This is a genomic window from Parabacteroides timonensis, from assembly GCF_900128505.1.
GTDB lineage: Bacteria > Bacteroidota > Bacteroidia > Bacteroidales > Tannerellaceae > Parabacteroides > Parabacteroides timonensis.
This window is the reverse complement of record NZ_LT669941.1, coordinates 2462880-2488946: the sequence shown is the minus strand read 5'-3', so window position 1 is coordinate 2488946 and position 26067 is coordinate 2462880. Positions and strand designations below refer to the sequence as shown.

General features: G+C 43.6%; 17 protein-coding genes and 1 pseudogene. 6 read left to right on the top strand and 12 right to left on the bottom strand.

Annotated elements, in window-relative coordinates; all coding sequences use genetic code 11:
* Positions 1-2: 2 nt before the first annotated feature.
* The 3 genes from BQ7394_RS17535 to BQ7394_RS17525 form a co-directional block, all read right to left on the bottom strand.
* The gene (locus tag BQ7394_RS17535; RefSeq protein WP_075558612.1) at positions 3-815 is read right to left on the bottom strand and encodes an SDR family oxidoreductase; all 813 of its coding nucleotides are present in this window, start codon (positions 813-815) and stop codon (positions 3-5) included.
* Between the two features lie 130 nt (positions 816-945).
* A complete protein-coding gene (locus tag BQ7394_RS17530; protein ID WP_075558611.1) occupies positions 946-2007 on the bottom strand; it encodes a LacI family DNA-binding transcriptional regulator in 1062 nt (353 codons plus the stop codon).
* A 69-nt stretch (positions 2008-2076) separates the two neighbouring features.
* A complete protein-coding gene (locus BQ7394_RS17525) occupies positions 2077-2709 on the bottom strand; it encodes a DUF7847 domain-containing protein (RefSeq protein ID WP_075558610.1) in 633 nt (210 codons plus the stop codon).
* A gap of 322 nt (positions 2710-3031) precedes the next feature.
* On the opposite strand from BQ7394_RS17525, the gene BQ7394_RS17520 reads away from it, so the two are divergent.
* The 5 genes from BQ7394_RS17520 (at position 3032) to BQ7394_RS17500 (ending at position 11382) form a co-directional block, all read left to right on the top strand.
* Complete coding sequence (locus BQ7394_RS17520; protein ID WP_075560100.1) at positions 3032-4243, top strand: efflux RND transporter periplasmic adaptor subunit; 1212 nt, start codon at positions 3032-3034, stop codon at positions 4241-4243.
* Between the two features lie 60 nt (positions 4244-4303).
* On the top strand, positions 4304-7519 hold the full coding sequence (locus BQ7394_RS17515) for an efflux RND transporter permease subunit (RefSeq protein ID WP_075558609.1): 3216 nt from the start codon (positions 4304-4306) through the stop codon (positions 7517-7519).
* An 11-nt stretch (positions 7520-7530) separates the two neighbouring features.
* On the top strand, positions 7531-8916 hold the full coding sequence (locus tag BQ7394_RS17510; protein WP_075558608.1) for a TolC family protein: 1386 nt from the start codon (positions 7531-7533) through the stop codon (positions 8914-8916).
* 23 nt (positions 8917-8939) lie between these two features.
* Positions 8940-9710, top strand: coding sequence for an acyl-ACP--UDP-N-acetylglucosamine O-acyltransferase (gene lpxA / locus BQ7394_RS17505; protein ID WP_075558607.1), 771 nt, complete (start codon positions 8940-8942; stop codon positions 9708-9710).
* 1207 nt (positions 9711-10917) lie between these two features.
* Entirely contained in the window at positions 10918-11382 is a 465-nt protein-coding gene (locus BQ7394_RS17500; protein ID WP_075558606.1) for a hypothetical protein, read from the top strand.
* A gap of 394 nt (positions 11383-11776) precedes the next feature.
* On the opposite strand, the gene BQ7394_RS17495 is transcribed toward BQ7394_RS17500, so the two are convergent.
* The 9 genes and pseudogenes from BQ7394_RS17495 to mdh form a co-directional block, all read right to left on the bottom strand.
* The gene (locus BQ7394_RS17495; RefSeq protein ID WP_075558605.1) at positions 11777-12598 is read right to left on the bottom strand and encodes an FAD:protein FMN transferase; all 822 of its coding nucleotides are present in this window, start codon (positions 12596-12598) and stop codon (positions 11777-11779) included.
* A 17-nt stretch (positions 12599-12615) separates the two neighbouring features.
* A pseudogene (locus BQ7394_RS17490) lies at positions 12616-13260 on the bottom strand (3-keto-disaccharide hydrolase); the annotation flags it as partial.
* A gap of 131 nt (positions 13261-13391) precedes the next feature.
* Positions 13392-13625 (bottom strand): hypothetical protein, encoded by a 234-nt coding sequence (locus BQ7394_RS17485; RefSeq protein WP_075558603.1) that lies wholly within the window; start codon positions 13623-13625, stop codon positions 13392-13394.
* Complete coding sequence (locus BQ7394_RS17480) at positions 13622-14905, bottom strand: Gfo/Idh/MocA family protein (RefSeq protein ID WP_075558602.1); 1284 nt, start codon at positions 14903-14905, stop codon at positions 13622-13624. The genes BQ7394_RS17485 and BQ7394_RS17480 overlap by 4 nt, the downstream gene beginning before the upstream one ends.
* A gap of 143 nt (positions 14906-15048) precedes the next feature.
* The gene (locus tag BQ7394_RS17475; protein WP_082211996.1) at positions 15049-16851 is read right to left on the bottom strand and encodes a RagB/SusD family nutrient uptake outer membrane protein; all 1803 of its coding nucleotides are present in this window, start codon (positions 16849-16851) and stop codon (positions 15049-15051) included.
* Between the two features lie 21 nt (positions 16852-16872).
* Positions 16873-20211, bottom strand: a complete 3339-nt coding sequence (locus BQ7394_RS17470; protein ID WP_075558601.1) for a TonB-dependent receptor — start codon at positions 20209-20211, stop codon at positions 16873-16875.
* A gap of 80 nt (positions 20212-20291) precedes the next feature.
* Complete coding sequence (locus tag BQ7394_RS17465) at positions 20292-21278, bottom strand: FecR family protein (protein ID WP_075558600.1); 987 nt, start codon at positions 21276-21278, stop codon at positions 20292-20294.
* An 85-nt stretch (positions 21279-21363) separates the two neighbouring features.
* The gene (locus tag BQ7394_RS17460; protein ID WP_075558599.1) at positions 21364-21939 is read right to left on the bottom strand and encodes an RNA polymerase sigma factor; all 576 of its coding nucleotides are present in this window, start codon (positions 21937-21939) and stop codon (positions 21364-21366) included.
* Between the two features lie 110 nt (positions 21940-22049).
* The gene (mdh, locus tag BQ7394_RS17455; RefSeq protein WP_075558598.1) at positions 22050-22991 is read right to left on the bottom strand and encodes a malate dehydrogenase; all 942 of its coding nucleotides are present in this window, start codon (positions 22989-22991) and stop codon (positions 22050-22052) included.
* A 280-nt stretch (positions 22992-23271) separates the two neighbouring features.
* Here mdh and BQ7394_RS17450 point away from each other — a divergent pair, with 280 nt between their 5' ends.
* A complete protein-coding gene (locus tag BQ7394_RS17450; RefSeq protein ID WP_075558597.1) occupies positions 23272-26058 on the top strand; it encodes a SusC/RagA family TonB-linked outer membrane protein in 2787 nt (928 codons plus the stop codon).
* Positions 26059-26067: the final 9 nt, after the last annotated feature.

The following is a 26067-nucleotide window of genomic DNA, read 5'->3' as shown; positions in this document are numbered from 1 at the left end:
TATTAGATTGAGAAAGCATCGAAACCACCGTCTACGATAGCAATTGTGCCTGTAACGAATTTAGATGCGTCGCTTATTAAATATTGAATGGTTCCAAACAATTCCTCCGGTGCACCCAGACGTCTGAACGGAGTATGAGCGATAACTGATTTGGCACGGTCTGTATAAGAACCGTCCGGATTTGTCATTAATGTTCTGTTCTGTTCTGTCAGGAAAAATCCCGGAGCAATCGCGTTTACACGCAAACCTTCACCGAATTTGATTGCCAATTCACCGGCCATATATTTTGTCAGGTTGGATATAGCAGCTTTGGCAGCGCCGTATCCCACCACACGTGTCAACGGGCGCAGGGCTGATTCGGAAGAGAAGTTGACGATTGCACCTTCTTTCTGCTGAGCCATAACTTCCGCAAATACCATAGTGGGGAGAACTGTTCCGAACAAATTCAGGTCGACAACTTTTTTGAATGCATCGATCTGTAAATCGAAAATATTACTGTCGGGTCCGATCGTTGCACCTGCCATGTTTCCTCCGGCAGCATTCAATAATGCATCGATACGGCCATATTTAGCAAGGATATCTTTTTTATTCTGTTCAAGGAGCTCTTTATTCAGGACGTCTGTCAGAAAAAAGCAAGCTTCTCCGCCTTTTGCTTTGATGTCTGCAACGATTTTTTCACCGGTTTCTGCGGCACGGTCAAGGATGACAACTTTAGCCCCTTCTTCAGCCAGGTGACCTGCGATTCCGCTACCTAAAATACCGGCTCCTCCGGTAATAATGACAACTCTGTCTTTAATACAAAATAAATTAGCCATTTTCTATATGTTTTTATTGTGATATTTTCATTTGTATGCACAATCTGTGCGCGAACACACATGGGTGCAAATGTATACTATTTATTTGTCAAACAAAAAAAATAGAGGATAAAAATGACTGTTTATGTCATTAAATATAATTATTGTAATACTTAATATTCTCTTTTATAAGTATATCAATAGGCATGTAATTGATTTGTTCGACTTTCTCCTTCAGTACCAGATGACGGAATAAGGCTTTTACGCAATTGAATCCCTGCACTTCCGGTCGTTGGGCGATCAGGTGGGTGATGTGCCCGCTATTCAGATAGTTCAGATTAGAGTCGATCACATCATAACCTATCAGTCTGAAACGTTTGTCGGTATCCTGCTGTTGAAAATAATCTCCTAATACATGTGCTCTCGAATTAAAGATGATGCCGGCTTGTATTTCTTCATGTGTGGCAAAGAATGAATCGAGAATGTCCTTGTTCTCGTTCGATTCGTCTGCATGGATATGTACCGGGAATATCTTACCCAGAAAATCGTTCCCATACAGATAATCGCGGAAACCTTCTTCACGTTTCATGACCTGGGTTGAATGCATGTCGCCTTTCCGGATAAAGCGGAAAATCGCAATATTGTCTTCGGGCTGGATTTGTTCGAATAACAGGCGACCGGCGATATATCCTGAATCATAAGAGTTAGTACCATAATAGGCGATACAATTCGTATTTTCGATAAATGCATCTATCAGTACGTAAGGTATTTCCAGTTTATCGAGTTGCTGGGTAAGCTGCAAGACACTTTCCTTAAACAAGGTTGCAATGATTACTCCCTGGCAATCTGATTTTTCAATCACCGGTATCAGGTTATCGAAACTACTTTTGTCATACTGGTTGAAACACAGATGTTCGATTTCGACATTATAACTAAACAACTCCTGCTCGGCTTTATCGATACCTTCCGATAGTTTGGCCCAATATTCTCCTTCAGCAAAAGAGGGAGTCAGTGTAATGAAGTGATATTTCTTCTTTAAAGCTAATGAACGCGCTATCAGGTTCGGATGATAGTCTATCTCTTTTAGTACTTTTTCGACCTTTTTCTGAGCTTCCTCAGAAACTTTGCCACGATTGTGCAGGATACGATCGACTGTTCCGGTAGAAACTCCGGATAACTCTGCAATATCTTTTATTCTGTAAGTCTTCCCCATAGGGCTTTTTATTATAATAAATAACTCGCAGTAATAAAAAACCGCGGGCCGTTTCGTTTTACTATTATGTTATATTTCTTCTGTTATTTGTAAAGGTGCATTCAATTTACGGAATGCATAGGCATACATCATATATATAAGTGGCATGGCCACAAAAATACCTATACCTAACAGGATAAACCCTAAAATGCAGATACCGATCATAGCCAGCATCAACATAAAGAGCGACATTCCCTGCCCACGGGTTATTTCCCAGCTGCGTTGGAGCGATTCGATTATACCTGCATCATCTTCAACGATCAGAGCTGCATAAAATTGCAATCTGAGGGCCAGATAGATTCCCGGGATAACGAACAAACAGATTCCGAGAAGGACGATAATTCCCATGAATATATTGGCTACAAGGTAAGTAATGATTTTACGAGCCTGCTGTCCGTAAGCCGAGAATTGCGGCTCTTCTCCGTCCAAAGCCTGGAATATGTTCTTCATATATCCTAAAGCGAAAATTGAAGAAATAATACAACTAATCAGATTGATAATGATCGTTCCCGTTACCGATTTTTGTATAGGCATAGCAAATGCCCCTAATGTAAAGGAAATGATGCTCATACCTATTATCAGTCCGGCTAAAACCCAGATCTGAGCTTTGGTCCGTTGCCATGAAGTACTACACACTTCGGAAATTGAAAATTTAGGTCCCATCAGATTGTAGATTATTAAGTTTAAAGATAGCGGTAAATTTAAGGTAAATTATTGAATAAACAAATAATGTCCTGACTTTGTATAGCAATTTGGACTAATTTACTTTCGAACGGTCAAAAAATAAGCTATCTATTTGATCTCTACAGATAAATAAGCTGTTTTTTAGTATAAAAGAATGTATAAACGGGGAAAGTACAACAAAAAGATTTTAAATTTGTACGCTTTTTAGATATGAGTCCTTCAATTATCAAGCCTGATAAAACAAGACTTCGAATAGGATGTATACAATGACAGTGGGCAGAAAATATATTAAATTATGAATATGAATAGACAAATGTTGAAAACTACTATTACCCAATTTAGGCAAATTGCGTTATTTGCAGTGGGAATGTCTTTATTAACCGCCTGTGGAAACAGCCAGAGTGGTATGAAATTAGGCGACAGCGAATATGCTGTTTTAGCTGTAAATTCGTCTTCCAGTAATCAGACAACCTCTTATCCGGCAACTATCAGAGGTACGCAGGATATTGAGGTACGTCCTCAGGTGTCAGGGTTTATTGTTAAGTTGTGTGTAGATGAAGGGGCAACAGTCCGTAAAGGGCAGCCCTTGTTTGAAATTGATCCGACGCAGTATAAAGCGTCTGTAAATCAGGCCAAAGCAGCCGTTGCTATGGCTAAGGCAAATGTTAATACGTTGAAATTAACGGAGAAGAACAAGAAAGAATTGTTCGATAAAGCTATCATCAGTTCTTTCGAATACCAGACAGCTGTGAATCAGCTTTTATCGGCTGAGGCAACTCTGGCTCAATCAGAGGCTTCTCTGGTGAGCGCTAATCAGAATTTATCTTTTTGTACGGTAACGAGTCCGTCTAATGGAGTTGTCGGAACTTTTCCGTATCGTATCGGAAGTTTGGTTAGCCCGTCTGTTGCGGAGCCGTTGACTACCGTATCTGAGATCGGAGATGTTTATGTCTATTTCTCAATGACGGAAAAGGAATTGCTGCAACTGACAAAAGCCGGAGGCACTTTGAAAGAGCAATTAGATAAGATGCCGGCTGTTCAGTTACAACTGGCAGACGGAACCATGCTGGAAGAAAAAGGAAAGATCGATGCTGTGAGCGGTGTGATCGACCAGTCAACCGGTTCGGTAAGTATGCGTGCCGTATTCCCTAACAATAAAAATATCCTGAGAAGCGGTGGTACAGGTAATGTTGTATTCCCTTACACTATGGATGGTATCATCATGATCCCTCAGTCTGCAACGATAGAGATCCAGGACAAAAAATTCGTATATGTACTGCAACCGGATAATACGATCAAGAATACGGAAATTCAGATCTCTTCTTTGAGTGACGGACAGACTTACCTGGTAACCGCAGGTTTGAAGGCCGGCGATAAGATCGTTATCGAAGGTGTTCAGAGTCTGCATGACGGCCAGGAGATCACACCGATCACTAAAGCTGAACAAGATGCTAAATTCCAGCAGGCGATGAAAGATCAGAACGAAGGAAATTTAAAAACAGCTTTTAATTAATTAAAGGTATAGAATGAATCAGGGAGTACCTGATTACATCCGTATATAAAAAAGTAGAATATGAAATTAGATAGATTTATTAACCGTCCGGTGCTCTCTACGGTGATCTCCATCGTAATTGTCATCTTGGGTATATTGGGCTTGCTCACCTTGCCTGTAACCCAGTATCCGGATATTGCACCTCCTACCGTGTCGGTAAGAGCTACCTATACAGGTGCCAATGCGCAGACTGTATTGAATAGTGTGATCGCACCTTTGGAAGACCAGATCAACGGGGTGGAGAACATGATGTACATGACCTCCAATGCCTCTAATAATGGTTCTGCCGATATCTCCATATATTTTAAACAAGGAACAGACCCGGATATGGCTGCGGTAAATGTCCAGAACCGTGTCTCCATGGCGCAAGGTCTGTTGCCGGCCGAAGTAACGAAGGTCGGTGTGACAACCCAGAAACGCCAGAACTCCATGCTGGTTGTTTTCGCCGTATATGATGCGGAAGACCGTTACGACCAGAAGTTTCTTGAAAACTATGCTAAGATCAACCTGATTCCTGAAGTACAGCGTGTACCGGGGGTAGGTGATGCGAACGTGTTGGGTACCGACTATTCTATGCGTATCTGGTTGAAGCCGGATGTTATGGCACAGTACAAGCTGGTTCCGAACGATGTATCCAATGTATTGGCAGAACAGAACGTGGAAGCAGCTCCAGGTTCTTTCGGTGAACAGGGAAACCAGACCTTCCAGTACACGATCCGTTACAAAGGTCGTTTGCAGACTGCGGAAGAATTTGAAAATATTGTTGTAAAGGCATTGGCCGATGGTGAAGTGCTTCGTCTGAAAGATATAGCCGACATCGAGTTGGGCCGTCTGACCTATAACTTCGTTAATAAGGTAAACGGACACAATGCCGTTGCTTGTATCGTCTACCAGATGCCTGGAACGAATGCGACAGAAACAATCAATAACATTCAGGACCTGTTGGAAAAATCGGAACTGACAATGCCACCGGGCATGAAGGTGGAAGTTTCCATGAATGCCAACGACTTCCTGTATGCTTCTATCCATGAGGTGTTAAAGACCCTGATCGAGGCTTTTATCCTGGTATTTATCGTAGTTTATATATTCCTGCAGGATTTACGTTCTACCTTGATTCCGGCTATTGCCATTCCGGTAGCCTTGATCGGTACTTTCTTCCTGTTGTCGTTGATCGGATTCAGTATCAACTTGCTGACACTTTGTGCTATGGTACTTGCCATTGCGATTGTGGTCGATGATGCGATAGTCGTCGTCGAAGGGGTCCATGCCAAGTTGGACCAGGGGTATAAGTCGGCCAAACAAGCGTCTATCGATGCGATGAGCGAACTTGGTGGTGCTATCGTTTCTATTACGCTGGTGATGATGTCCGTGTTTATCCCTGTAAGTTTTATGGGTGGTACAGCCGGGGTGTTCTATCGTCAGTTTGGTGTGACAATGGCTATTGCAATCGGTTTGTCTGCGTTGAATGCGTTGACATTGAGTCCGGCCTTGTGTGCCATCTTCCTGAAACCTCATGATGAACACGGTGAAAAGAAAACGACTATTGTTACTCGTTTCCATACTTCTTTCAATGTCGCTTATGATTCATTGTTGAAGAGCTATAAGAAACGTGTCTTATTCTTTATCCAGAAAAAATGGTTAACATTCGGAACTGTTATTGCTTCTATTGCCCTGTTGATATTCTTTATGCAGGTAACGCCGACCGGTATGGTGCCGAATGAAGATACCGGTACGATCATGGGTGCCGTTACATTACCTCCCGGTACATCACAGGAACGTACACAGGAAATTATGCAGCGTGTAGACAGCCTGATCGCTTCCGATCCTGCCGTTAAGTCACGCACAGCTATTACCGGTTTCAGCTTCATCGGTGGACAAGGACCTTCTTACGGTTCATTCATCATCAAGTTGAAGGACTGGGATGAACGTTCGATGACACAAAGTTCGGATGTGGTTTATGCCAGTCTGTTCATGCGTGCCCAGAAAGTGGTTAAGGATGCACAGGTATTATTCTTTACTCCGCCTATGATCCCGGGTTATTCGGCATCCAGCGATATCGAGTTGAACATGCAGGATAAGACAGGTGGTAGCCTGGAAAGATTCTTCTCCGTTTCCAAAGACTATATGGCTGCATTGACGGCCCGTCCGGAGATCAAGTCAGCACAGACCACTTTCAACCCGAACTTCCCACAGTATATGATCGATATCGATGCGGCAGCTTGTAAGAAAGTGGGTATCAGCCCGAGCGATATCCTTATGACGTTGCAGGGTTATTACGGAGGTTTGTATGCGTCCAACTTCAACCGTTTCGGTAAGATGTACCGTGTAATGGTGCAGGCCGATCCTTCTATGAGAGCTAACATGGAATCATTGAAGAATATCAAGGTACGTAACGGTAATGAAATGGCTCCGATCTCCCAGTTCATTACGATAGAGAAAGTATACGGTCCGGATATCATTAGCCGTTTCAATATGTATACCTCTATGAAATTGATGGTTGCCCCGGCTGAAGGATTTACCAGCGGCCAGGCACTGAAAGCTCTTGAAGAAGTGGCCAGCACAACGCTTCCTGCCGGTTTCGGTTACGAATTGGGAGGTATGGCGCGTGAAGAGGCTGAAACCAGTGGTAGTACAACCGGTTTGATTTTCGTACTCTGTTTCGTGTTCGTTTACCTGTTGCTGAGTGCACAGTATGAAAGTTATGTATTGCCGTTGGCTGTATTGCTTTCTATTCCGTTCGGTTTGATGGGTAGCTTCCTGTTCGTACAGGGGTGGGCTGCTTTGGGTAACATTCCGGCTTTGAAGATGATACTGGGAACGATGTCAAATAACATTTACATGCAGATCGCGTTGATCATGTTGATGGGTCTGTTGGCAAAGAATGCTATCTTGATTGTAGAGTTCGCCCTCGACCGTCGCCGTATGGGTATGAGTATTACCTGGGCTGCCGTATTAGGAGCCGCTGCCCGTCTGCGTCCTATCCTGATGACCTCCCTGGCGATGGTAGTCGGTTTGTTGCCGATGATGTTTGCCTTCGGAGTAGGTGCTCACGGTAACCGTACATTGGGTACTGCTGCTATCGGCGGTATGTTTATCGGTATGATCTTCCAGATCCTGATCGTTCCGGCTCTGTTCGTCGTGTTCCAGTACCTGCAGGAAAAGGTTAAGCCGATCGAGTGGGAAGATTTGGATAACAGCGATTTGAATACGGAAATAGAACAGTACGCTAAAAAATAAGTGAGAAGACAATGAAGAAGAAACAAATTATATATATGATGTGTGCAACCGCTCTATTGAGCAGTTGCCACATCTATAAGGCATACGACCGTCCCGATACGATCAGTACAGACGGTATCTATCGCGATCCGGTTTCGGCTGCGGACACCTTGGCTGCCGATACGACCAATATGGGGAATATATCCTGGAAGGAGATTTTCCGTGATCCGAAGTTGCAGTCTCTGATTGAAGAAGGACTGGCGAATAATGTAGATATGCAGGCTGCCGTTCTTCGTGTGGAAGAAGCGAAAGCATTGCTGACTTCTGCACGTCTGTCGTTCCTGCCGTCGCTGAACCTTGCCCCGCAAGGATCTACTACGACAATCGGAAATTCCAGCTACGCCAAGGCATATACTTTGCCGGCAGCTGCAAGCTGGGAAGTCGATCTGTTCGGCAAACTGTTGAATGCAAGCCGTGATCAGAAAACGATCTATCTGCAAAGCCAGTATTCGCAGCAGGCAGTACGTTCACAGCTTATCAGCGGTATTGCCAATACTTATTTTACTTTGCTGATGCTCGACCGTCAGGTAGAAATCACTACTGAAACTGTCGATATCTATAAAGAAAATGTACGCGCGATGGAGGCTATGAAGGAGGCTGGTATGACCACTGAAGCAGCTGTTGTACAGATGAAAGCTGTATACCATCAGGTATCCTCGTCACTGATAAACCTGAAACGTCAGGTTCGTGAAGTAGAAAACTCATTGTCGGTACTGTTGGCAAAAGCACCTCAGCAGATCGAGCGTGGAAGACTGGAAGATCAATATATTCCGGATGAACTGATGGCCGGTGTTCCTTTGCAGTTGCTGGAAAACCGTCCGGACGTGAAGATCGCAGAAATGTCGCTTGCAAGTGCTTATTATACGACAAACAAAGCGCGTGCTGCCTTCTATCCGGGACTGAACATTACGGCAACAGCCGGTTGGACAAACGGTTCGGGTATCACAGTATCTAATCCGGGACAATTCATGTTCCAGGCATTGGCTTCTCTTGCACAGCCTATCTTCAACAACGGCAAGCTGATGGCTAACCTGAAAGTATCGAAAGCGGAAGAGAAGATCGCCCAGATGAATTATCAGCAGAAAATTCTGGAAGCCGGTAAGGAAGTTAGCGATGCACTGCATTTGTATGATGCAACCAATAAGATGCTGGTTCAGGATAAAGAACAGATCGCACAACTGGAAAAAGCGGTAGAATATACAAAAGCCCTGTTCCAGTCTGCTCAGTCCACTTATCTGGAGATCTTATCGGCTCAGCAGAGCCTTTTGAGTGCACAATTGACAGAAGTATCCGACAACGTTCAGCGTATGCAGGCTGTTATCAACCTGTACAGTGCTGTTGGTGGTGGGAGAGAGTAATAACCATTAAAACTTAGATTATTATGATTAGTCCGTTAGCTTATGTAGATGCCGGCGCCAAACTGGGAGCGAATGTTACTGTTCATCCTTTTGCCTACATCGATAAGAATGTAGAGATCGGTGATGGTTGCGAGATCATGCCTCATGCCAGCATTATGAGTGGTGCACGTTTAGGTAAGAACAATCGCGTGTTCAACGGGGCAGTGATTGCAGCAGAGCCTCAGGATTTCAAATATAAGGGTGACACTACGCTGGTTGTTATCGGCGATGACAATGTGATCCGTGAAAATGTTGTGATCAACCGTGCTACGAATCCGGAAGGACAAACGGTTATCGGTAATGGTTGTTTCCTGCACGAAGGCGTACATGTTTCGCATGATACCCATGTCGGCAACCATTGCGTATTCGGTTACGGCAGTAAGATTTCCGGTAACTGTTTCTTTGAAGATTATTCGATCTTCGGAGGTAATGTATTGGCAAGCCAGGGAAGCCGTATCGGAACCTGGTCGATGACACAGACCGGTTGTCGTTTCCGTAAGGATGTTCCTCCTTATATCGTGGCTGCTTTGGAGCCGACTACTTATTATGGCGTTAACTCCGTTATCCTGTCACATCAGGGAGTAAGTGAAAAGATCATTAAGCATATCAGCCATGCTTATCGTATCATCTACCAGGGCAATACAAGTATTTTCGATGCCTTGCTGATGATTAAGGATCAGGTTCCGATGAGCGATGAGATCCAGCATATTATTGATTTTATCAATGAGTCGAAACTGGGAATTATCGGAAGATAACAAGCTTATATAATTAGGAACGAGGATACCCATTGCGGGTATCCTCGTTTTTTTATAGACCTGTTTGATTACGATAGTTATAAGAGCGGAGTTTCGAGAAAATACAAATGATAAGCGAAACTTAATTATTATATATCTTCTGAGAGAAAGCCAACTTCTATGCTGGTTTCCTGTGCCGAAAGATTTGCTGCTAACACTAATGCAACGGTAAATAGTAATAATTTCTTTTTCATATTCAATTGTATTTTATTCGATGCTAAATATTGAATTTTCGTTTATGGACAAAGTTCCGGTTGCTTCGAAAGTTCCGGTCGGCTCTACATGTAAATTGGTAGTACCGGACACTGTCACATTATTTAATGAAAAGTTCTTTCCATTTATAAAGTAACTACCGGTGTTATAAGTTTTATTAGCTATAGTGGCATCACTTGCATAAATATATGGGATACAATTATCTTTCGTGATAGATAAGAAGGTGAAGGATATATTCCTTAATTTCGTTAGTGTATATCAATAGACAGAAAGAATTGAGTCTCGAATATAGAAAAAGGTGAGTCTTTTTTATGAGGCTTCGCCTCATGCCGCAGGCTCTATTTTGCCGTCGGTTTTTAACCGACGGATAGATTAAATGTTCCGGCTTTGCCGGATTCCTCTGTGGGTTTTAACCCCCTTTAGACATATAATGGTAGTCTCTGTTTTAAAGGGGCTTAAGCCCACAGAGGAAAAGGCTTTGCCTCCTGTCTTTATATCCGTCGGTTAAAACCGACGGCAAAATAGAGCCTGCGGCACAAGGCATTGCCTTGTAAAGAGAGATAGCTCATATTTGATAATAATTGAAATGTTATATTTCTGAATGTTTGCTGATTAGATATTGCATAGCCGCGAAGTATAACATCTATTTAATCTTTTTGATTCATTTCTTGATGCGGATAATGTGGATAACGCAGGCTTTTTATTGCAGGCTTTAATTATTATCGTATATTTGTCGTGCATTTCATATTCTCTCAAAAGACGGGAAATCCCGCCTCAGTTCGTAGCGGGCATTTTTATGCCCGCCTGCGATCATTCTATATGGCGGTTCCGTACCCCCGTGTAGAATGTTAATGCATCTACTGTCTTTTGAGAGATGAAATGCAACGGGACAGGCGGAACCGCTCTTATATTCAGAAAATCTTCGCCTTTACATCCATTATTAATATTAATACTTATGGAAACAGATTTGTTAACTGTTCAACAAGGTGAGGAGATGCGAAAGACAAATGGAAACCCCTCCTTTCTTTCCGACGAAGAACTGAAAGATTTTTACCTCAAACTAGCTCATCTGATTAGTCCGAATGCATGTTCTTCTAATCGCAGTGATTTTGAAATATTAAGCATCCTCCGCAAAGATCTGAAGAGAAACCTCGGAATACTTTGCAAGTATACGCAACATGCCTGGGATGAAGGTATGTTGGAGATACAAATAGCTTGCGGAGTCTATTCCGTACAAGATAACATACAAAAGAAGGAGCGGTTGGAAATGAATACTTCTTTGGGAAAACATTTACAGTTTCTTGCCCAGATGGCATCCAGTTGCTCTGTTGCAAGAAAGATACAGGCGGAATACACCCGTCATGTTTGTAATGTAGAATATCTTTTAAAGCAGATGGTAGATGATAAAGCAGCTGAATAAATGAATGACTCATTTTTCTTATTGTATTTTCGGCATGTAATGAAATGCCGATGCAGAGGTGGCGCTAATTTCCTCGTTAGGAAACTCTAATTTCCTGCCGAGGAAATTAGCGTTCCCTGCCCGGGGAATTGCAGTTTCCTGCGGAGGGAACTGGAGTTTCCAGAGAGGGGAGTTGTCAGGAAACTAGAGTTTCCAAGTTGTAGAACTACGAGGAAACTGTAATTGACTGATATGTAATAAATAACTCCAATCCGAGAGTCAATGTATATCTGTATATCACTCTATCCTGATACTATGTATGGAAAGTATTGTCTACCGTCAATTCGTCCAATATTTCCTGTAATCAGAGCTTTAGTTATTGTCAATAATGAGCTAATGGAGATTGTAAAGGGGATTAGTGTTTATCATGATTGTTCGTACAGCAATTGCAGGTAGTTACGTATTTTTGGGGAAAGTTTGTGAGTATGCATGATTGCTCTGCCGGAGTGGCGGCAAACAGGGCGGTCGATAGCGCTTCGCCTTCTGCTCCAGTCGGGGTAATGACGGATATTTCTTTCAGTCCTGTTATAAATTCTCCGCTGCGGGGGTGGCGGATGTGTTGCCGGTCGGTACGGTTATTGCCTGAGGTGGTCAGTACCTCATCGGTAAGCAGTACCTCATTTACCATCCAGCCTTTTCCTGCCGGATGATTACCGACAGCAAGTACGGAGCTGGTTCCGAGGCTGATTAATGCGTCTTGTATAGATTGTTCTTTCAGTATCGTCCGGATTTTATCCAATGCATATCCTTTGATATATCCGCATAAGTCGAGAGTGATACCCTGCTTGCTGAAGTAAACGGTTTGCTGGTTCTGATCCATAATGACGCAACCGGCCCTGTCTTCCTGCTGTATTGTCGACTGGACTGTGATGTCGAAGCACTGGCAGGTTCGTTCGTATAAATTAAAACAATCGGATAGAATATGGAAAAGCTCTTCACTTACAACAACCGGATGGAGGCAGGCTGTCCGGTTAAGGAGGTATAGTTCGCTGTCAGGGTTGAAGCGGTCGGCTATCTTTTCCAGCCGGGCTATTTCCTGTTTGATCTGTTGGGCGGTCTCATGACAATGGTTTTCCGACCGATCACACAGTATGAGGTCGATGCGTGTGTGCATAGCCTCATACCATGTGTATAGTACGCCGTTATCGGCATTCAGTTGTCGGAATATATCAGGCATTCTGTGAAAATGACGGATTATTTCAGTTCTTTGATCTTGACATTCTTGAAGTGTACTTCATCGCCATGATCCTGCAAAAGGATATGACCTTCTTCCGCTTCTCCGAAGTTTGGCCAATCGGCATATTTGCTTCCGGCTACGAGCGCTCTCCACATTTGGTCGTTACGGTTGTATTCTACTACCAGCATGCCGTTTAGCCAGTGTTCGATATGATTGCCTTTCACTACGATACGGGCGGTGTTGAACTCATTCTTCTTGAATGGTTTCTCCTGGCAGGCCGGGATCAGGTCGTATAATGAACCGACTGTCCGGTTCCCTTTTCTTCCCAGTTTGGCATCCGGGTGCTTGTCGTCGTCCAGGATCTGGAACTCGCAACCGATAGCCGATCCTTTTCCTTTATTCAGTTCCGGGTCGACGAAATACTTGATACCGCTGTTGGCCCCTTCCGTGATCTTGAAGTCGGCAACCAGTTCGAAGTTTTTGTATGTTTTGATGGTGACGATATCACCTCCGTTGCCCGACTCTTCTCCTTTGGCTTTCTCTACCACCAGTTCGTTGCCGATGATCGTCCATCCCTTTTTAGGGAATTCCTGCAATTTGGCACCGCGCCAGCCGTTGGTTGTTTTTCCGTCCCAGAGAAGTTCCCAGCCTTCATTCTTTTCCTGGCTGGTCAATACGTTGTCTGCTTGTGCAAAAGCACTGATAGGAGCTAAAGTGCAACTCATCAGAGCTAAATAGATGAATCCTTTTTTCATGATAATTTACTTGTAAGTTTAATCGTTATTTTGTTGACTTATCGTTTCGATATTCGTTTGACAGAGAAGAATACCAGGCGGATAATGGCCCAAATGACATAAAGTACGACGGAGCAGATCGTAACGAATCCGATGGATGTGACGAGTTCCGCCCACGATGTTTTGAATGTATATATAGAATATATGTTTACGAGATTGGCAATGATAAAACAAACTAAGAATGCCAGCAACTCGCTCCGCTTTCTACTTGCTGTAATGATGGTATCTTTCATGACCTCGGGCTTTTATGGTTCAAATAATCCAGTTTGTATTCGTCGGGGAAGGAGAGGATCTGCCCTTCTTCGATCGCCTGATAACCCAGAAGTGTCATTGCACTGGCATAATATCCTTCTTCGGCAATATGTTCCGGTTGTTTACCTGTAATGACTGCTTCCACATACGCATCAAGCAGGAGGGAGGTTCCGTCGCCTTCGGGACGTTTACCGAGAATGAATTGGCCACTGTTGCTCTTGGCCGTTTCCGGTTCCCAACTGGTTCCGGCAAATGCAACGGAATCGAACAAACTGTTCTCCATCTGATTGAGGAGTTGAAGGAATCCGGGAGCCGGAGCGGGCGTCTCGAAGTAGTATTTTCCTGCTTCGGGTTCGACAGTTCCCAAGTGCCCCATGATCTGTTCTTCCAGTCCGTAGAATTTGTTGGAAATGATGGAATCGAACGTCAATTTTACGCCGTTATCGAACACATAAATGCAACTGACGTTGTCGTCTACTTCCCGTCCGTCTTTCCAGTAGGTAATAGCACCGTGTCCCATCACCTTGTTGGGGATGGAGCGCATGGCCCAGCTTCCTATCTGTAATTGGTGGCAGCCCAGTTCTGTCATCAGGCCGCGGGAATATTCTTTATAGAGACGCCAGTTGATAAACCGTTCCATATCCGGGGAGGGAACTTCGCGGCGCCAGTCGCCGTTTCTGTACCAGAATGTATGGATACCTTCGATCTCTCCGAACATGCCGGAATGAACCATTTCCATCGTTTTTATATAGCGGGGATCGAACAGGCGCTGTTGGCCGGTGAAAAAGACCTTGCCTGTTTCCTTATGCTTCATATACATATCCCAGCAATCTTTTACTGTCATGGACAATGCTTTTTCGCAGAAGACATGTTTGCCGGCTTCGAATGCGGCGATAGCGATCTCTTTATGCAGATACAAAGGGACAGCGATGATGACTGCATCGATTTCTTTATTCTCTAATAAAGCTTTATAGTCTTTATAGACTTTTGCTTTCGGTACTATCTTCAATGCATTATCGATTGAAGGTTGATAAATGTCGCATACTGCGACGATATCCGCTTTCGGATTTTTGGCAAGGAATCCTAATAAGAAGCATCCGCGTGATCCCGGTCCTATGAATCCTATTCGGGCTTTGTTACCCGTCGTGTGTTCTACATCGGCAAAAGCGGAGAACCAGGGACTGGAAAGTAGTAATAAGCCTCCCTCTATCGCTCCAATTCTTTTCAGGAAATCTCTTCTGTTGATTGATTCGTTGTTCATAACAGATTTAATATTAATAGACTGTATGGTATTATGATATGCAAAAGTATCTTTTATTTTTTAGAGATCATACTTTTGACTTTTATTTAGTGGAAGACGAGGCATTTTTTTTGCCTCGCCTTCTATATTAAGACCACAACTGATTAATAGTAACCTTCATTTTGCTCTTCGCTGATCTCTCCGACCGAGTTCAGGCGGTCGATATGTTTCTGCGGGATCGGACGAAGTTTGTGATATGGTTTTATATGAATAGCTTCCGGGTTATATTTTTTCACCCAGTCATATAATAATTCGCAACGAACCAGGTCTTCCCAACGATTTGTTTCTCCCAGCAATTCGCGTCCCCGTTCGTTGAGGATGAATGTGATAAAATCGTCTTTCAGGTCTGCCGCCGTAACTTTCAGTTCCTCATAGGTACTTTTAGTATCGTTTGCACCTCCTTCGAAGAGCCAGATTTGTTGTTCTTTCTGTTCTCCTTCAGCCCATGCGGCACGTTTACGGATCACATTGATGTATTCGGCAGCTTTGTCGAACTCACCTTTGCGGCCTGCTGCTTCGGCTGCCAATAGATATGTTTCAGCCAGACGCATGCGAACCCATTCGCGTGAACCTTTTTCTTCCGAAACAGAAGGACGGTTCGGGTCCAAATATTTGACCAATGACGGGAAATAACGGATCGAATGCATTTCACGGGGGAAGTAAGAGTAAGTATAGTTGGCACGGAATTTACGCATGTTATCGCTGTTGGATTCGAATCCGGTCTTTTCCATTGTGTAATAGATAGCCGTATCACCATGCTGGAACTTCAGTTTGCCGGCGATCTGTCCTTTGGATGGGTCCGGGTTGAAATAAACAGTACCATCATACGACAGCGGTTCCCATACGGGCAGCGTGTTTACGTTATTGGCATAATATACCCATTTAAAACTTTTGTAAAAACGTGAATCGTGCAGACGGTCGAACAAGTCGTCCATCGTTTTCTTCGTTGCTACATGGCGACGATACGGACGGCCGTTAGCAATATCACGCAACATGCCCGGCTGGTCTTCGTACCATGACAGCCAGAATAGATGCTGTTTGTTTCCATCGCCGTTAAACATCGGTTCTGTCGTGAACTGTACGGCAAATACGACTTCCGAATTTCCCTGGTTACTGATATCCCACAGGGAAGAGAAGTTTTCCTGAAGAGTAAAGGCTCCGCTATTGATTACTTTTTCAGCGTAATATAACGTACTGTCCATGTCTGTCGTTTGTTGGCCGCGCTGGTCGTTGATAGCACTGCCCCTGGTCAGATAAACTTTCGACAATAAATGTGCGGCAGAATAGCAGGTGGCACGTCCTTTGGTCGCAACTTTTACCGGCAGGTTTTCTGCGGCGTTGCGTAAATCGCTTATAATTAAATTATATATGTCGGCTATCGGAGCACGTTTAAAATTCGTACGGATATCGAAACTACCTTCTGTTACCAGCGGTATGCGTCCGAACTGTTGTACCAGGTCGAAATAAAGGTAAGCACGGATGAACTGCATTTCTGCATAGCTTTGCGATTTCACATTTTCAAGCAAATCCTGTGAATCCAGAATTTTTTGCATGGCGATATTGGCATCACTGATCCCTTTATAGTGGTTTTCCCACATCTCATATAAAATACCGTCATCCGGATTCAGTTGTGTCGCATACTTGTTATATGATTCGCGGTGACTACCGTCTTCCCCTTCTGTGAACAGGTCCGTACCATGTTCGGTCAGGACATCAAAACGTTCACCTCCGACTCCCCAGCGAAGAAAGCCGTATGCGGCCGTAATGGCTGCATTTACTCCGGCTTCCGTTTCGTAATAGTCGTACGACATTACCGGAGCATCATCTTCGCTTAACCAGCTGCTGCAACCTGACGTAGAGAGTGTCAAGCCTGCCAGCATATAGTAATATATAGATTTCATTTTCATTCTTTATTTATAAGGTTAAAATTACAAAGTCATGTTTATACCGAATACCCAGGAACTTACACTCGGAGTACCGAAGCCGCTACCGTCTGTTTTAGGATTGCCGGAGTCGTCTACCTTGGCTGCTTCCGGATCGATACCTGTGTAATTGGTAAAGATAAACGGATTCTGGGCGGTAAAGTATACACGCAGCTTTTCTACCATGAACTTCTTGGTAAGGTCTTTGGGTAATGTATATCCCAGTGTCATAGTTTTTACACGCAGGTAATCGGCCTTTTCATAATACGTGGATGTAATATAGATCGGACGTTCTTCATCGATGCTGGGACGAGGATAAGCGTTCGTCGGATTATTCGGTGTCCAATAATCTACTTTTACGCCACCGTTACGTCCGCAATGTTCCACTGCATAAATATCGTTATACAGCATGGCTCCCATACTGGCATACAAAAAGACCGACAGGTCGAAATTCTTATAATTAAAGGTGTTTACCATACTGGCAATCAGTTTCGGACGCGGATTTCCAAGTATCTGCTTATCGGCATCCGTAATCTTATGGTCACCGTTCACATCCTCGATTTTGATATCTCCCGGAACAAAGTCGGTACCGTTGGCTGCGAATTTTGCCATTTCAGCCAGGTCGGCTTCGGTGTTCTGCCAGATTCCAACCTTTTTATAATCATAATGTACATTGACCGGCTGGCCGATGAACCATTTACTTCCTATATCATCATTTTTACCGTTGTATAATTCGACGATTTCTTCTTTGTTTGAGGACAGCATCAAATCCGTGCTCCACTGGAAGTCTTTCGTGTTAATATTCATTGTATTAATAGAAACTTCTATACCTTTATTGCGGGTCTTGCCCACGTTTGACAGCACGTTAGGGAAACCGGAAACAACCGGCAACTGGCGTTCCAATAACAGATCGTGTGTGTTCTGCATATATAGGTCGATCGTACCGTTGACACGTCCTTTCAAAATTCCGAAATCCAAACCGAGGTTCCACTGGTCGGTCGTTTCCCATGTCAGCAAACTGTTTGCCATGATATTGGGTGCATAACCGATTGTTTCCGAAGCGCCGTTGTCAAATGGATACCGGATCAATGTCAAACGGCCTTTTGTCTGGTAAGGATCTACAGCCGAGTTACCTGTCTTACCAAAGCCGAGTCTCAGTTTCAGGTTATCCAGCCAACCGGATGTATTGGCCATGAAAGATTCTTCGTTAATACGCCATGCCAGGGCGGCAGAAGGGAAAAGAACCCATTTGTGTCCGTCTGCCAAACGGGAAGAACCGTCGTAACGGGCAGATACAGTTAACAGATACCGTCCTAAATAGTTATAATTGATACGTCCCATGAACGATGCCATATTCCATTTAACCATCGAGCTACCGATCGTGTTGGTCACCAGTCCTGATCCTAAATCGTAATATTTAAGATTATCCGACGGCAGGTTTTCCATAGCGACATTGACATTTTCCTTTTTATCTTCCTGAATCGATTGCAACAAGGTTACACCCAATGTGTGTTTATCGTTAAAGGTCTTATCATAGAAAAGCATATTTTCCAATGTAAACATCGTATACTTGTCTACGGCATTTTTAGCGTAGGAAGTACCCATACCCCGGTTACTTGTTTTCGCCGATCTGAACTCGTAATCTTGCACGGTGCGAGAGTCGATACCTAAGTTGGAACGGAATTTCAAACCGTCGACCGGTAATTTGATATCCAGGAAATAGCTACCCAAGTAGCGGGTCGTTTTCAACGGGCGGTCAACTGCTCCCGGAACAAGGTCCATCATCGTATTATATACATTGTAAGAACCTGGTAACGGGATAAGTTCTCCCTTGTCATCCCACAACTGGGCCAGGGGGCTTAAACGCCAACCACTGGCAAGTCCGGAACCGCGTTGTTGAGTAGCGTGTGAATATTGTGTCTGTGCCCCGATCTTCACATACTTGTTGATCTCATGATTCAGGTTCAAACGAATAGAGTAACGTTCATAATCTTCATCTTTGAAAATACCGTTATTCTTATTGTAAGTAGCGGAAGCCAGGAAGTTGGTCCGTTCGCCGCCACCGCGGATACTCAGCTGATGGTCGGTCACCATACCGGTACGGGTTACGTTATCCATATAATGCGTAGTACGTACCCGTGACGGATCATAAACGCCATTGTCGCCCCAACCCATCATAACGGATTCCATGATCGACGGGTCGCGTGTGAATCCCGGACAAACCATGTCCTGATCTCTGGAAGCTACATCCGAATTGTATCGTATCGCTGAGTTTGCTGTGTTGCGATAAGCTTCACGAGTGTATTCTGCATATTCTCCGCCATCCCATAATTCCAACTGGTTTAAGATGGTTTGTGCGCCCACATAACCGTTGTAGTCAATTTGGGTTTTGCCGGATTTGCCTTGTTTGGTACTGATCAGGATAACACCGTTAGCACCACGGGCACCATAGATGGCTGTTGCGGAGGCATCTTTCAATACTTCCATCGACTCGATATCCGAAGGGCTGATCTCTCCCATACCGCCGGTAACGGGCACACCGTCGATTACATACAATGGGTCGTTGCTGGCTTTAATAGAACGTTTACCACGGATCATTACACTAGGAGTTGCCCCCGGCGACCAGTTTGAGTTGGATACTACGACGCCCGGGATACGTCCTTGCAGCGCTTCGGCAGCAGTGGTAGTCGGAACAGCCGTGATCTTGGCGGCATTGACAGAGGCGACAGCTCCGGTCAGGTCTCTTTTCTTAACGGTACCATAACCGACTACAACCACTTCATCCAGTCCCTGCGCATCCTCTTTCAGCAAAACATCTATTTTGCTGGCGTTCGATACCTTTACTTCTACGGGAAGGTAACCGATGTAAGAGATCAGTAATGATTCTCCGGAGGCTGTGTTAAGGGTGAAGTTACCGTCGATATCGGTTATTGTACCATTGGTCGTGCCTTTTACAACAACATTGGCACCAATCACAGGTATACCTGTTTCGTCCAGTACAACCCCGGTAATTGTTTTTTCCGCTTGTTTGCCGGAAGCTTTAGCCGGAGCTTTAACGATTACAATTGTCTTGTTACTGATTTTGTAAGAAAGACCGTGTTTTTCCAGTACTAGATTCAGGACCTCCTGTAAAGGACGGTCTGTTACTGAAACTACGATATCCGGATTTTCACTCAGGATAATGTCCCGGTAAACAACGGATAAAGAAGATTGAGCTTCTATTTTATTAAAGAACTCTTTTAGCGTGACATTCTGCAGATTCATTGATATTTTTTGCGAAATGTCCTGCGCATACATTGTTGAACAGAAGAATAGGAGTACAATACTCCAAAACACTTGCTTCATGATTACTTTAAATTAGATTTAAGTTGATATTTAATATTAATACATACTCTGTTGATAGATAAATACTTCATTTCATAGGCTTACTTATTTTTTAATTTATTAGACTTATTGATTACTACATTGTTTCCTGTTATTTCATAATTGAATCCGTATTGAATTTTCAAAGCCTCCATTACATAAGGCAATTGTTCATTTTTAAAGGAACCGGAAATACGGTCGTTGGCTATTTCCGGACATTTCAATTCAATATTTACACCGTACCATCGCTCTATTTTGTGGAATACGGAGCTGAGCTTTTCTGATTCGAAAACCAGGTGATCGCGTGTCCAGGCCGTTTCTTTTACATTATCCGTATTGTAAAGGCTGATTTTCCGATTGCCGGAATAGATTGCTTTCTGGTTGGGTTTTAATATGAATGTTTCGGAAGGATATTTCGAATCATAAAGACGGATAGATCCTTCTATCAGGGATGTTTCGATCGAATTATTGTCGTTGTCGAGACAAACGTTGAAGCTGGTACCCAGTACTTCTATGTTTAAATCTCCCGTTTGTACGACAAAAGGATGTTCCTTATCTTTTGAGACATGGAAATAGGCTTCTCCTGCCAGTTTAACAACGCGTTTACCGTTTTGATAGGTATACGACAGGGTACTTTCCGAATTTAATTTGACGGAGCTTTTATCCGGTAATGTTAATTGTACTTTGTTTCCTGCCGGAACTTCTGCCAGGAAGGAATCAACCGAATTCTTTTTTTGCATAACGGATATGTTCCAGGCTGTTACGGATAGTAAGGCGATTACTGCGACGGCCGCAGCAATATGACGCCAGTACATAAACGTTTTCTTCTGTTGAGGTATTATTTGCTCGTGAAGTTTTTTGCGGATATTCTGTTTATGCTGTATATCCATAGCCGGATAGTTCTCATTTTCCAACCAGAACTTTTCCATCTTTTGGGATAGTTCTGTATCCGGAAGTCGATTCAAAGACTTTTTGAAGTCTTTGAATCTTTCCCGATCGGTATTTCCATTTAGGAATTGAGAATATAATTTATTGAATAAATCAGTCATATTTTGTCATCGTTTATAGTTACACGTAATAGCATCAAAATAGTACCAGCTATTTTGATGTGTTGTAAAACATATTTGTTTGAACTTAAATAAAAAGAGCAAAGATGAAGTTGTATTTGCGTAATTCGGTGCGCAGTATCTTTAGTGCGGCAGATAAATGATTCTTTACTGTCTGCTCCGACAGATCTGAGGCGGCTGCTATTTCGGCGTTACTCATTCCTTCTTCACGGCTGAGTTCGAAGATATTCCGTTGGGCAGGAGTAAGCTTTTGTTTGGCAATCGCCAACTTTTCCAGAAAATCATCGTAATATATTTTCTCGACGGAGGTATTATCGAGCAAGTTTTCATCTTCACAGAAAGCGATGTAGTCTTCGAAATTAGGACGGTTTATTTGTTGGCGGAAAATATCGATCACATGATTTTTTGCAATGGTGAACAACATGGACTTGAAAGATCCTTCCACAGATAGGGAAGCCCTCATGTTCCACAATTTAAGAAAAGTCTCTTGGACAATATCTTCTGCTTGTACAACCGACTTGGTATGTAATAAGGCAAATCCGTACAAGGAATCTGCGTATACATTATATAATGTATCAAAAGCTTCGTGAGAACCTTCACGAAGCTTATTTATAGTTTCGCTATGTATGGATTTTTCATGCATAATATAATACTAGCTTGTCTTAGGCGTGTAAAGATAGAAATTGTTATAAACAAAAAAAGAGGATTCCGGGTGGAATTCTCTTTTTTTGTTTATTTCAGTCGTTTACCTGATTATAAGGCACCAACTTCTTTCAATGCTTCGTTTGTGCTCTTAACAGCTGCAGCGCTCTTAGCGAACAATTCTTTTTCTTCAGCAGTCAGTTCCAGTTCAACGATCTTTTCGATACCGTTCTTACCAAGGATAACAGGAACACCGATGCAAAGATCTGATTCACCGTATTCTCCTTCCAGGTAAACTGAACAAGGAATCATCTTACCCTGGTTGTGGATGATAGATTCAACTACATAAGCTCCTGCTGCACCCGGTGCATACCATGCAGAAGTACCCAGCAGTTTAGTCAGTGTAGCACCACCAACCATAGTAGAAGCAACTACTTCCTGCAGTTTTTCAGCGCTCAACAGTTTGCTGACAGGGATGCCTTTGTAAGTAGCCAGACGAGCCAACGGAATCATTGTAGTATCACCGTGACCACCGATTACCATACCTTCTACTTCGTTAGCATTGCATCCCAGAGCCTGAGACAAGAAATATTTGAAACGTGAGCTATCCAGTGCACCACCCATACCGATGATACGGTTTTTCGGCAGACCCAGAGATTTCAATGACAGATAAGTCATTGTATCCATCGGGTTAGAGATAACTACGATAATTGCATTCGGAGAATATTTCAGGATGTTCTGAGCTACACTTTTAACGATACCAGCGTTAACACCGATCAACTCTTCACGAGTCATACCCGGTTTACGAGGAATACCTGAAGTGATAACTACAACATCAGAATTTGCAGTTTGAGCATAGTCGTTAGTGCAACCTACAACTGTTGTATCAAAACCCAGCAGCTGAGCTGTCTGCATCATATCCATTGCTTTACCTTCGGAAACACCTTCCTTAACATCAAGCATTACAACTTCGTCTGCCACTTCATTGAAGGCAAGAACATTTGCGCAAGTAGCACCTACATTACCGGCGCCAACAACTGTTACTTTAGACATAATAATAAGTTTTATATGTTATTACTTATAAAAATACTTCCTGTTTTTAACGTGGACAAAGGTACAATGTATTGGCGAATAAAGAAATATTTCCGTAAATAATTTATCGGCTCCTATTATTAATTATCACTAAATGCCAATCGCTATTCCTTCTTCTACAAATGACACGTTGTGTAGACGATAGAAAGAGGATTACATAAATTGCGTATATAAATGAACAATCATTGCTGTTCCGGCGTTTTTATCATAAGGGGTCTTTTAATCTTAAATCAGTTGTAATATGACTAATTCATTTAATACCTGTTTAAGGGGGGTAATCACCTTCACTTTCCTGTTGTTTCTTTGTTGTCGGTTTACGGCTCAGGCGCAGATTGCTCCGTTATTGCCGGATACGTTCCGGACGGCTGTTCCCGATAGTGTGATAATGGATGACGAGATTGCTGTCGGGTATGCTACTGGTAGTCAGCGGACTATTTCCGGTTCTGTCGATAAAGTTTCTGAGAAACGTATGAATAAGGGTTTTGTGTCCAGTTCCCTGAATGCTCTGAGCGGACAGGCGGCGGGTGTCAGTATTTCCACGGGGGCGAACAGGGCGGCTGCTTTGAGTTCCGTCCGGGTGAGGGGAACTACTTCACTGACAGGTGGTAACGACCCGCTGGTCATTATCGACGGGGTTTCTTCCGACCTGAATACGCTTAGTGCCATTTATCCGGCGGATATCGAAAGTTTTACTATCCTGAAAGATGCTTCCGAAACGGCGCAGTATGGTTCGCGTGGCGCTTCGGGGGTGATCGAGGTGGCGACGAAGAAAGGAAAAGGCGGTGCGTTCAGTATCGGTTATGACGGTAGTTTCGGGGTTGAGGCTGTCTATAAGAATATGAAGATGTTGTCGGGGGATGATTTCCGCACAGTGGCGGCCGACCGCAATATCGATATACTCGATCTGGGATATAATACGAACTTCCCGGATGAGATTACTCGTACAGGGATCGTACAGAATCACCATATCGCTTTGGGCGGTGGTTCGGAAACGTCCAATTACCGTGCATCCCTGGGTGTTATGGATCGTGACGGAGTGGTTCGGACAAACGATTTCCAGAATTTTACCGTTAAGCTGGATATTTCCCAGAAGGCTTTTAGCGACAGGCTGAAGATCGATATGGGAGTTTTCGGTTCCCTGCAAAAGAACAGTTACCTGAATGATATTCAAAAGACGTTTTATTCGGCGGCGGCGTTCAACCCGACATACCCCAATCACCGGGATGAACAGACCGGAGGATGGAACGGGGTAACTAACGCCAGCCAGATCACCAATCCGCTAGCCTGGCTGGAGGTGAAGGATGACGATTCGAATGCTCATTTTAATACGCATTTGAAGTTTACGGTCAACCTGAATAAATATCTTAAGTTTTCGGCATTCGGCTCCTATACTTATAATGTAATAGATAATTCACAATATCTGCCTACTACGGTATGGGCGCATGGGCAGGCCTATAAAGGGGAGAGGAAGATGGAAGATATATTGGGGAATATCATGTTGAGTTACTCCAACAGTTGGGGAAAGCATCAATTGGATGCGCTTGGGCTGGCAGAGGCTCAGAAGAATATCCTGACCGGCTTTTATACGACGGTAACGAATTTCTCGACGGATAAATTCGGTTATAATAATCTGCAGGCAGGTGCGGTACGTTTGTGGGAAGGTACCAATTCGTATTATGAAGATCCTCGTCTGAGTTCTTTCCTGGGACGTGTGAATTATGTTTATGCCGGGCGTTATGTGGCAACGGTCAATGCCCGTGCGGATGCTTCGTCAAAGGTTGGGAAAAATAATAAATGGGGATTCTTTCCTTCCGTTTCGGCTGCCTGGGTGGTGAGTGAAGAGGCGTTTATGAAGCAGTTTACGTTTCTGAATAACCTGAAGATACGTGCCGGTTACGGTTTATCCGGTAACCAAGATGCTATCGACTCTTATAACTCCCTTCAGTTGGTTAAACCTAACGGAGTTGTTTCTGTCGGAGGAACTCCGACCGTGACGATGGGGGTAATACGAAATGCTAATCCTGATTTAAAGTGGGAGGTGAAGCGTACGGTGAATGCAGGTATAGATATCGGCTTTTTTCGTAACCGGCTGTTGATGACTGTTGATTATTATAATTCGAAGACGAGTGATATGCTCTACCTGTATGATGTGAGCGTTCCGCCTTTTGCTTATAATAAATTGTTGGCAAACCTGGGAGCTATGCGTAACAGTGGTGTCGAACTGGGTTTCGGGGTTACTCCTTTACAAACAAAAGACCTGGAACTGAGTGTGAATGTCAATGTGACCTTCCAGCAAAACAAATTGCTTTCCCTGAGTGGAGTTTATAAGGGAGAACAAATGTCGGCTCCCCAATATACCAGTATCTCCGACTTGAACGGGGCGGGTTTCCATGGTGGATATAATCATATCGTCTATCAGGTGGTAGGGCAACCGTTGGGTGTTTTTTATCTCCCTCATTGCACCGGGTTGACACAGATGGAAAATGGCGGTTATAAATATGAAATAGCCGACCTGAATGGTGGTGGTGTGAATATTGAGGATGGGGAAGACCGTTATATAGCCGGGCAAGCTACTCCGAAAACAATGTTGGGGTCGAATATCAGTTTCCGGTATAAATACTTCGATATTTCTTTACAGATAAATGGAGCTTTCGGCCATAAGATTTATAATGGTACAGCTCTTACCTATATGAATATGAATAGTTTTCCCGATTACAACGTGATGAAGGGAGCACCCGAACAGAATATCCAGGATCAGACGGCAACAGACTACTGGCTGGAAAAAGGCGATTATATCAACTTCGATTACCTGACTGTCGGATGGAATGTCCCGCTGGGTAAATGGAAGAAATATGTGCGGAACCTGCGCTTGTCGTGCTCTGTCAACAATCTGGCGACAATTACCGGATATTCCGGCCTTACGCCTATGATTAACAGTTATATTGTAAATAATACCTTGGGAATAGACGATAAGCGGAATTATCCGGTTTACCGTTCTTATACTGTCGGTCTGAGTTTTCAATTTTAATGGTTTATT

Bases quoted from the DNA above. Each gene is read 5' to 3' on its own strand.
- BQ7394_RS17535 (WP_075558612.1), bottom strand. From the start codon at position 815: ATGGCTAATTTATTTTGTATTAAAGACAGAGTTGTCATTATTACCGGA.
- BQ7394_RS17530 (WP_075558611.1), bottom strand. From the start codon at position 2,007: ATGGGGAAGACTTACAGAATAAAAGATATTGCAGAGTTATCCGGAGTT.
- BQ7394_RS17525 (WP_075558610.1), bottom strand. From the start codon at position 2,709: ATGGGACCTAAATTTTCAATTTCCGAAGTGTGTAGTACTTCATGGCAA.
- BQ7394_RS17520 (WP_075560100.1), top strand. From the start codon at position 3,032: ATGAATAGACAAATGTTGAAAACTACTATTACCCAATTTAGGCAAATT.
- BQ7394_RS17515 (WP_075558609.1), top strand. From the start codon at position 4,304: ATGAAATTAGATAGATTTATTAACCGTCCGGTGCTCTCTACGGTGATC.
- BQ7394_RS17510 (WP_075558608.1), top strand. From the start codon at position 7,531: ATGAAGAAGAAACAAATTATATATATGATGTGTGCAACCGCTCTATTG.
- lpxA (WP_075558607.1), top strand. From the start codon at position 8,940: ATGATTAGTCCGTTAGCTTATGTAGATGCCGGCGCCAAACTGGGAGCG.
- BQ7394_RS17500 (WP_075558606.1), top strand. From the start codon at position 10,918: ATGGAAACAGATTTGTTAACTGTTCAACAAGGTGAGGAGATGCGAAAG.
- BQ7394_RS17495 (WP_075558605.1), bottom strand. From the start codon at position 12,598: ATGCCTGATATATTCCGACAACTGAATGCCGATAACGGCGTACTATAC.
- BQ7394_RS17485 (WP_075558603.1), bottom strand. From the start codon at position 13,625: ATGAAAGATACCATCATTACAGCAAGTAGAAAGCGGAGCGAGTTGCTG.
- BQ7394_RS17480 (WP_075558602.1), bottom strand. From the start codon at position 14,905: ATGAACAACGAATCAATCAACAGAAGAGATTTCCTGAAAAGAATTGGA.
- BQ7394_RS17475 (WP_082211996.1), bottom strand. From the start codon at position 16,851: ATGAAAATGAAATCTATATATTACTATATGCTGGCAGGCTTGACACTC.
- BQ7394_RS17470 (WP_075558601.1), bottom strand. From the start codon at position 20,211: ATGAAGCAAGTGTTTTGGAGTATTGTACTCCTATTCTTCTGTTCAACA.
- BQ7394_RS17465 (WP_075558600.1), bottom strand. From the start codon at position 21,278: ATGACTGATTTATTCAATAAATTATATTCTCAATTCCTAAATGGAAAT.
- BQ7394_RS17460 (WP_075558599.1), bottom strand. From the start codon at position 21,939: ATGCATGAAAAATCCATACATAGCGAAACTATAAATAAGCTTCGTGAA.
- mdh (WP_075558598.1), bottom strand. From the start codon at position 22,991: ATGTCTAAAGTAACAGTTGTTGGCGCCGGTAATGTAGGTGCTACTTGC.
- BQ7394_RS17450 (WP_075558597.1), top strand. From the start codon at position 23,272: ATGACTAATTCATTTAATACCTGTTTAAGGGGGGTAATCACCTTCACT.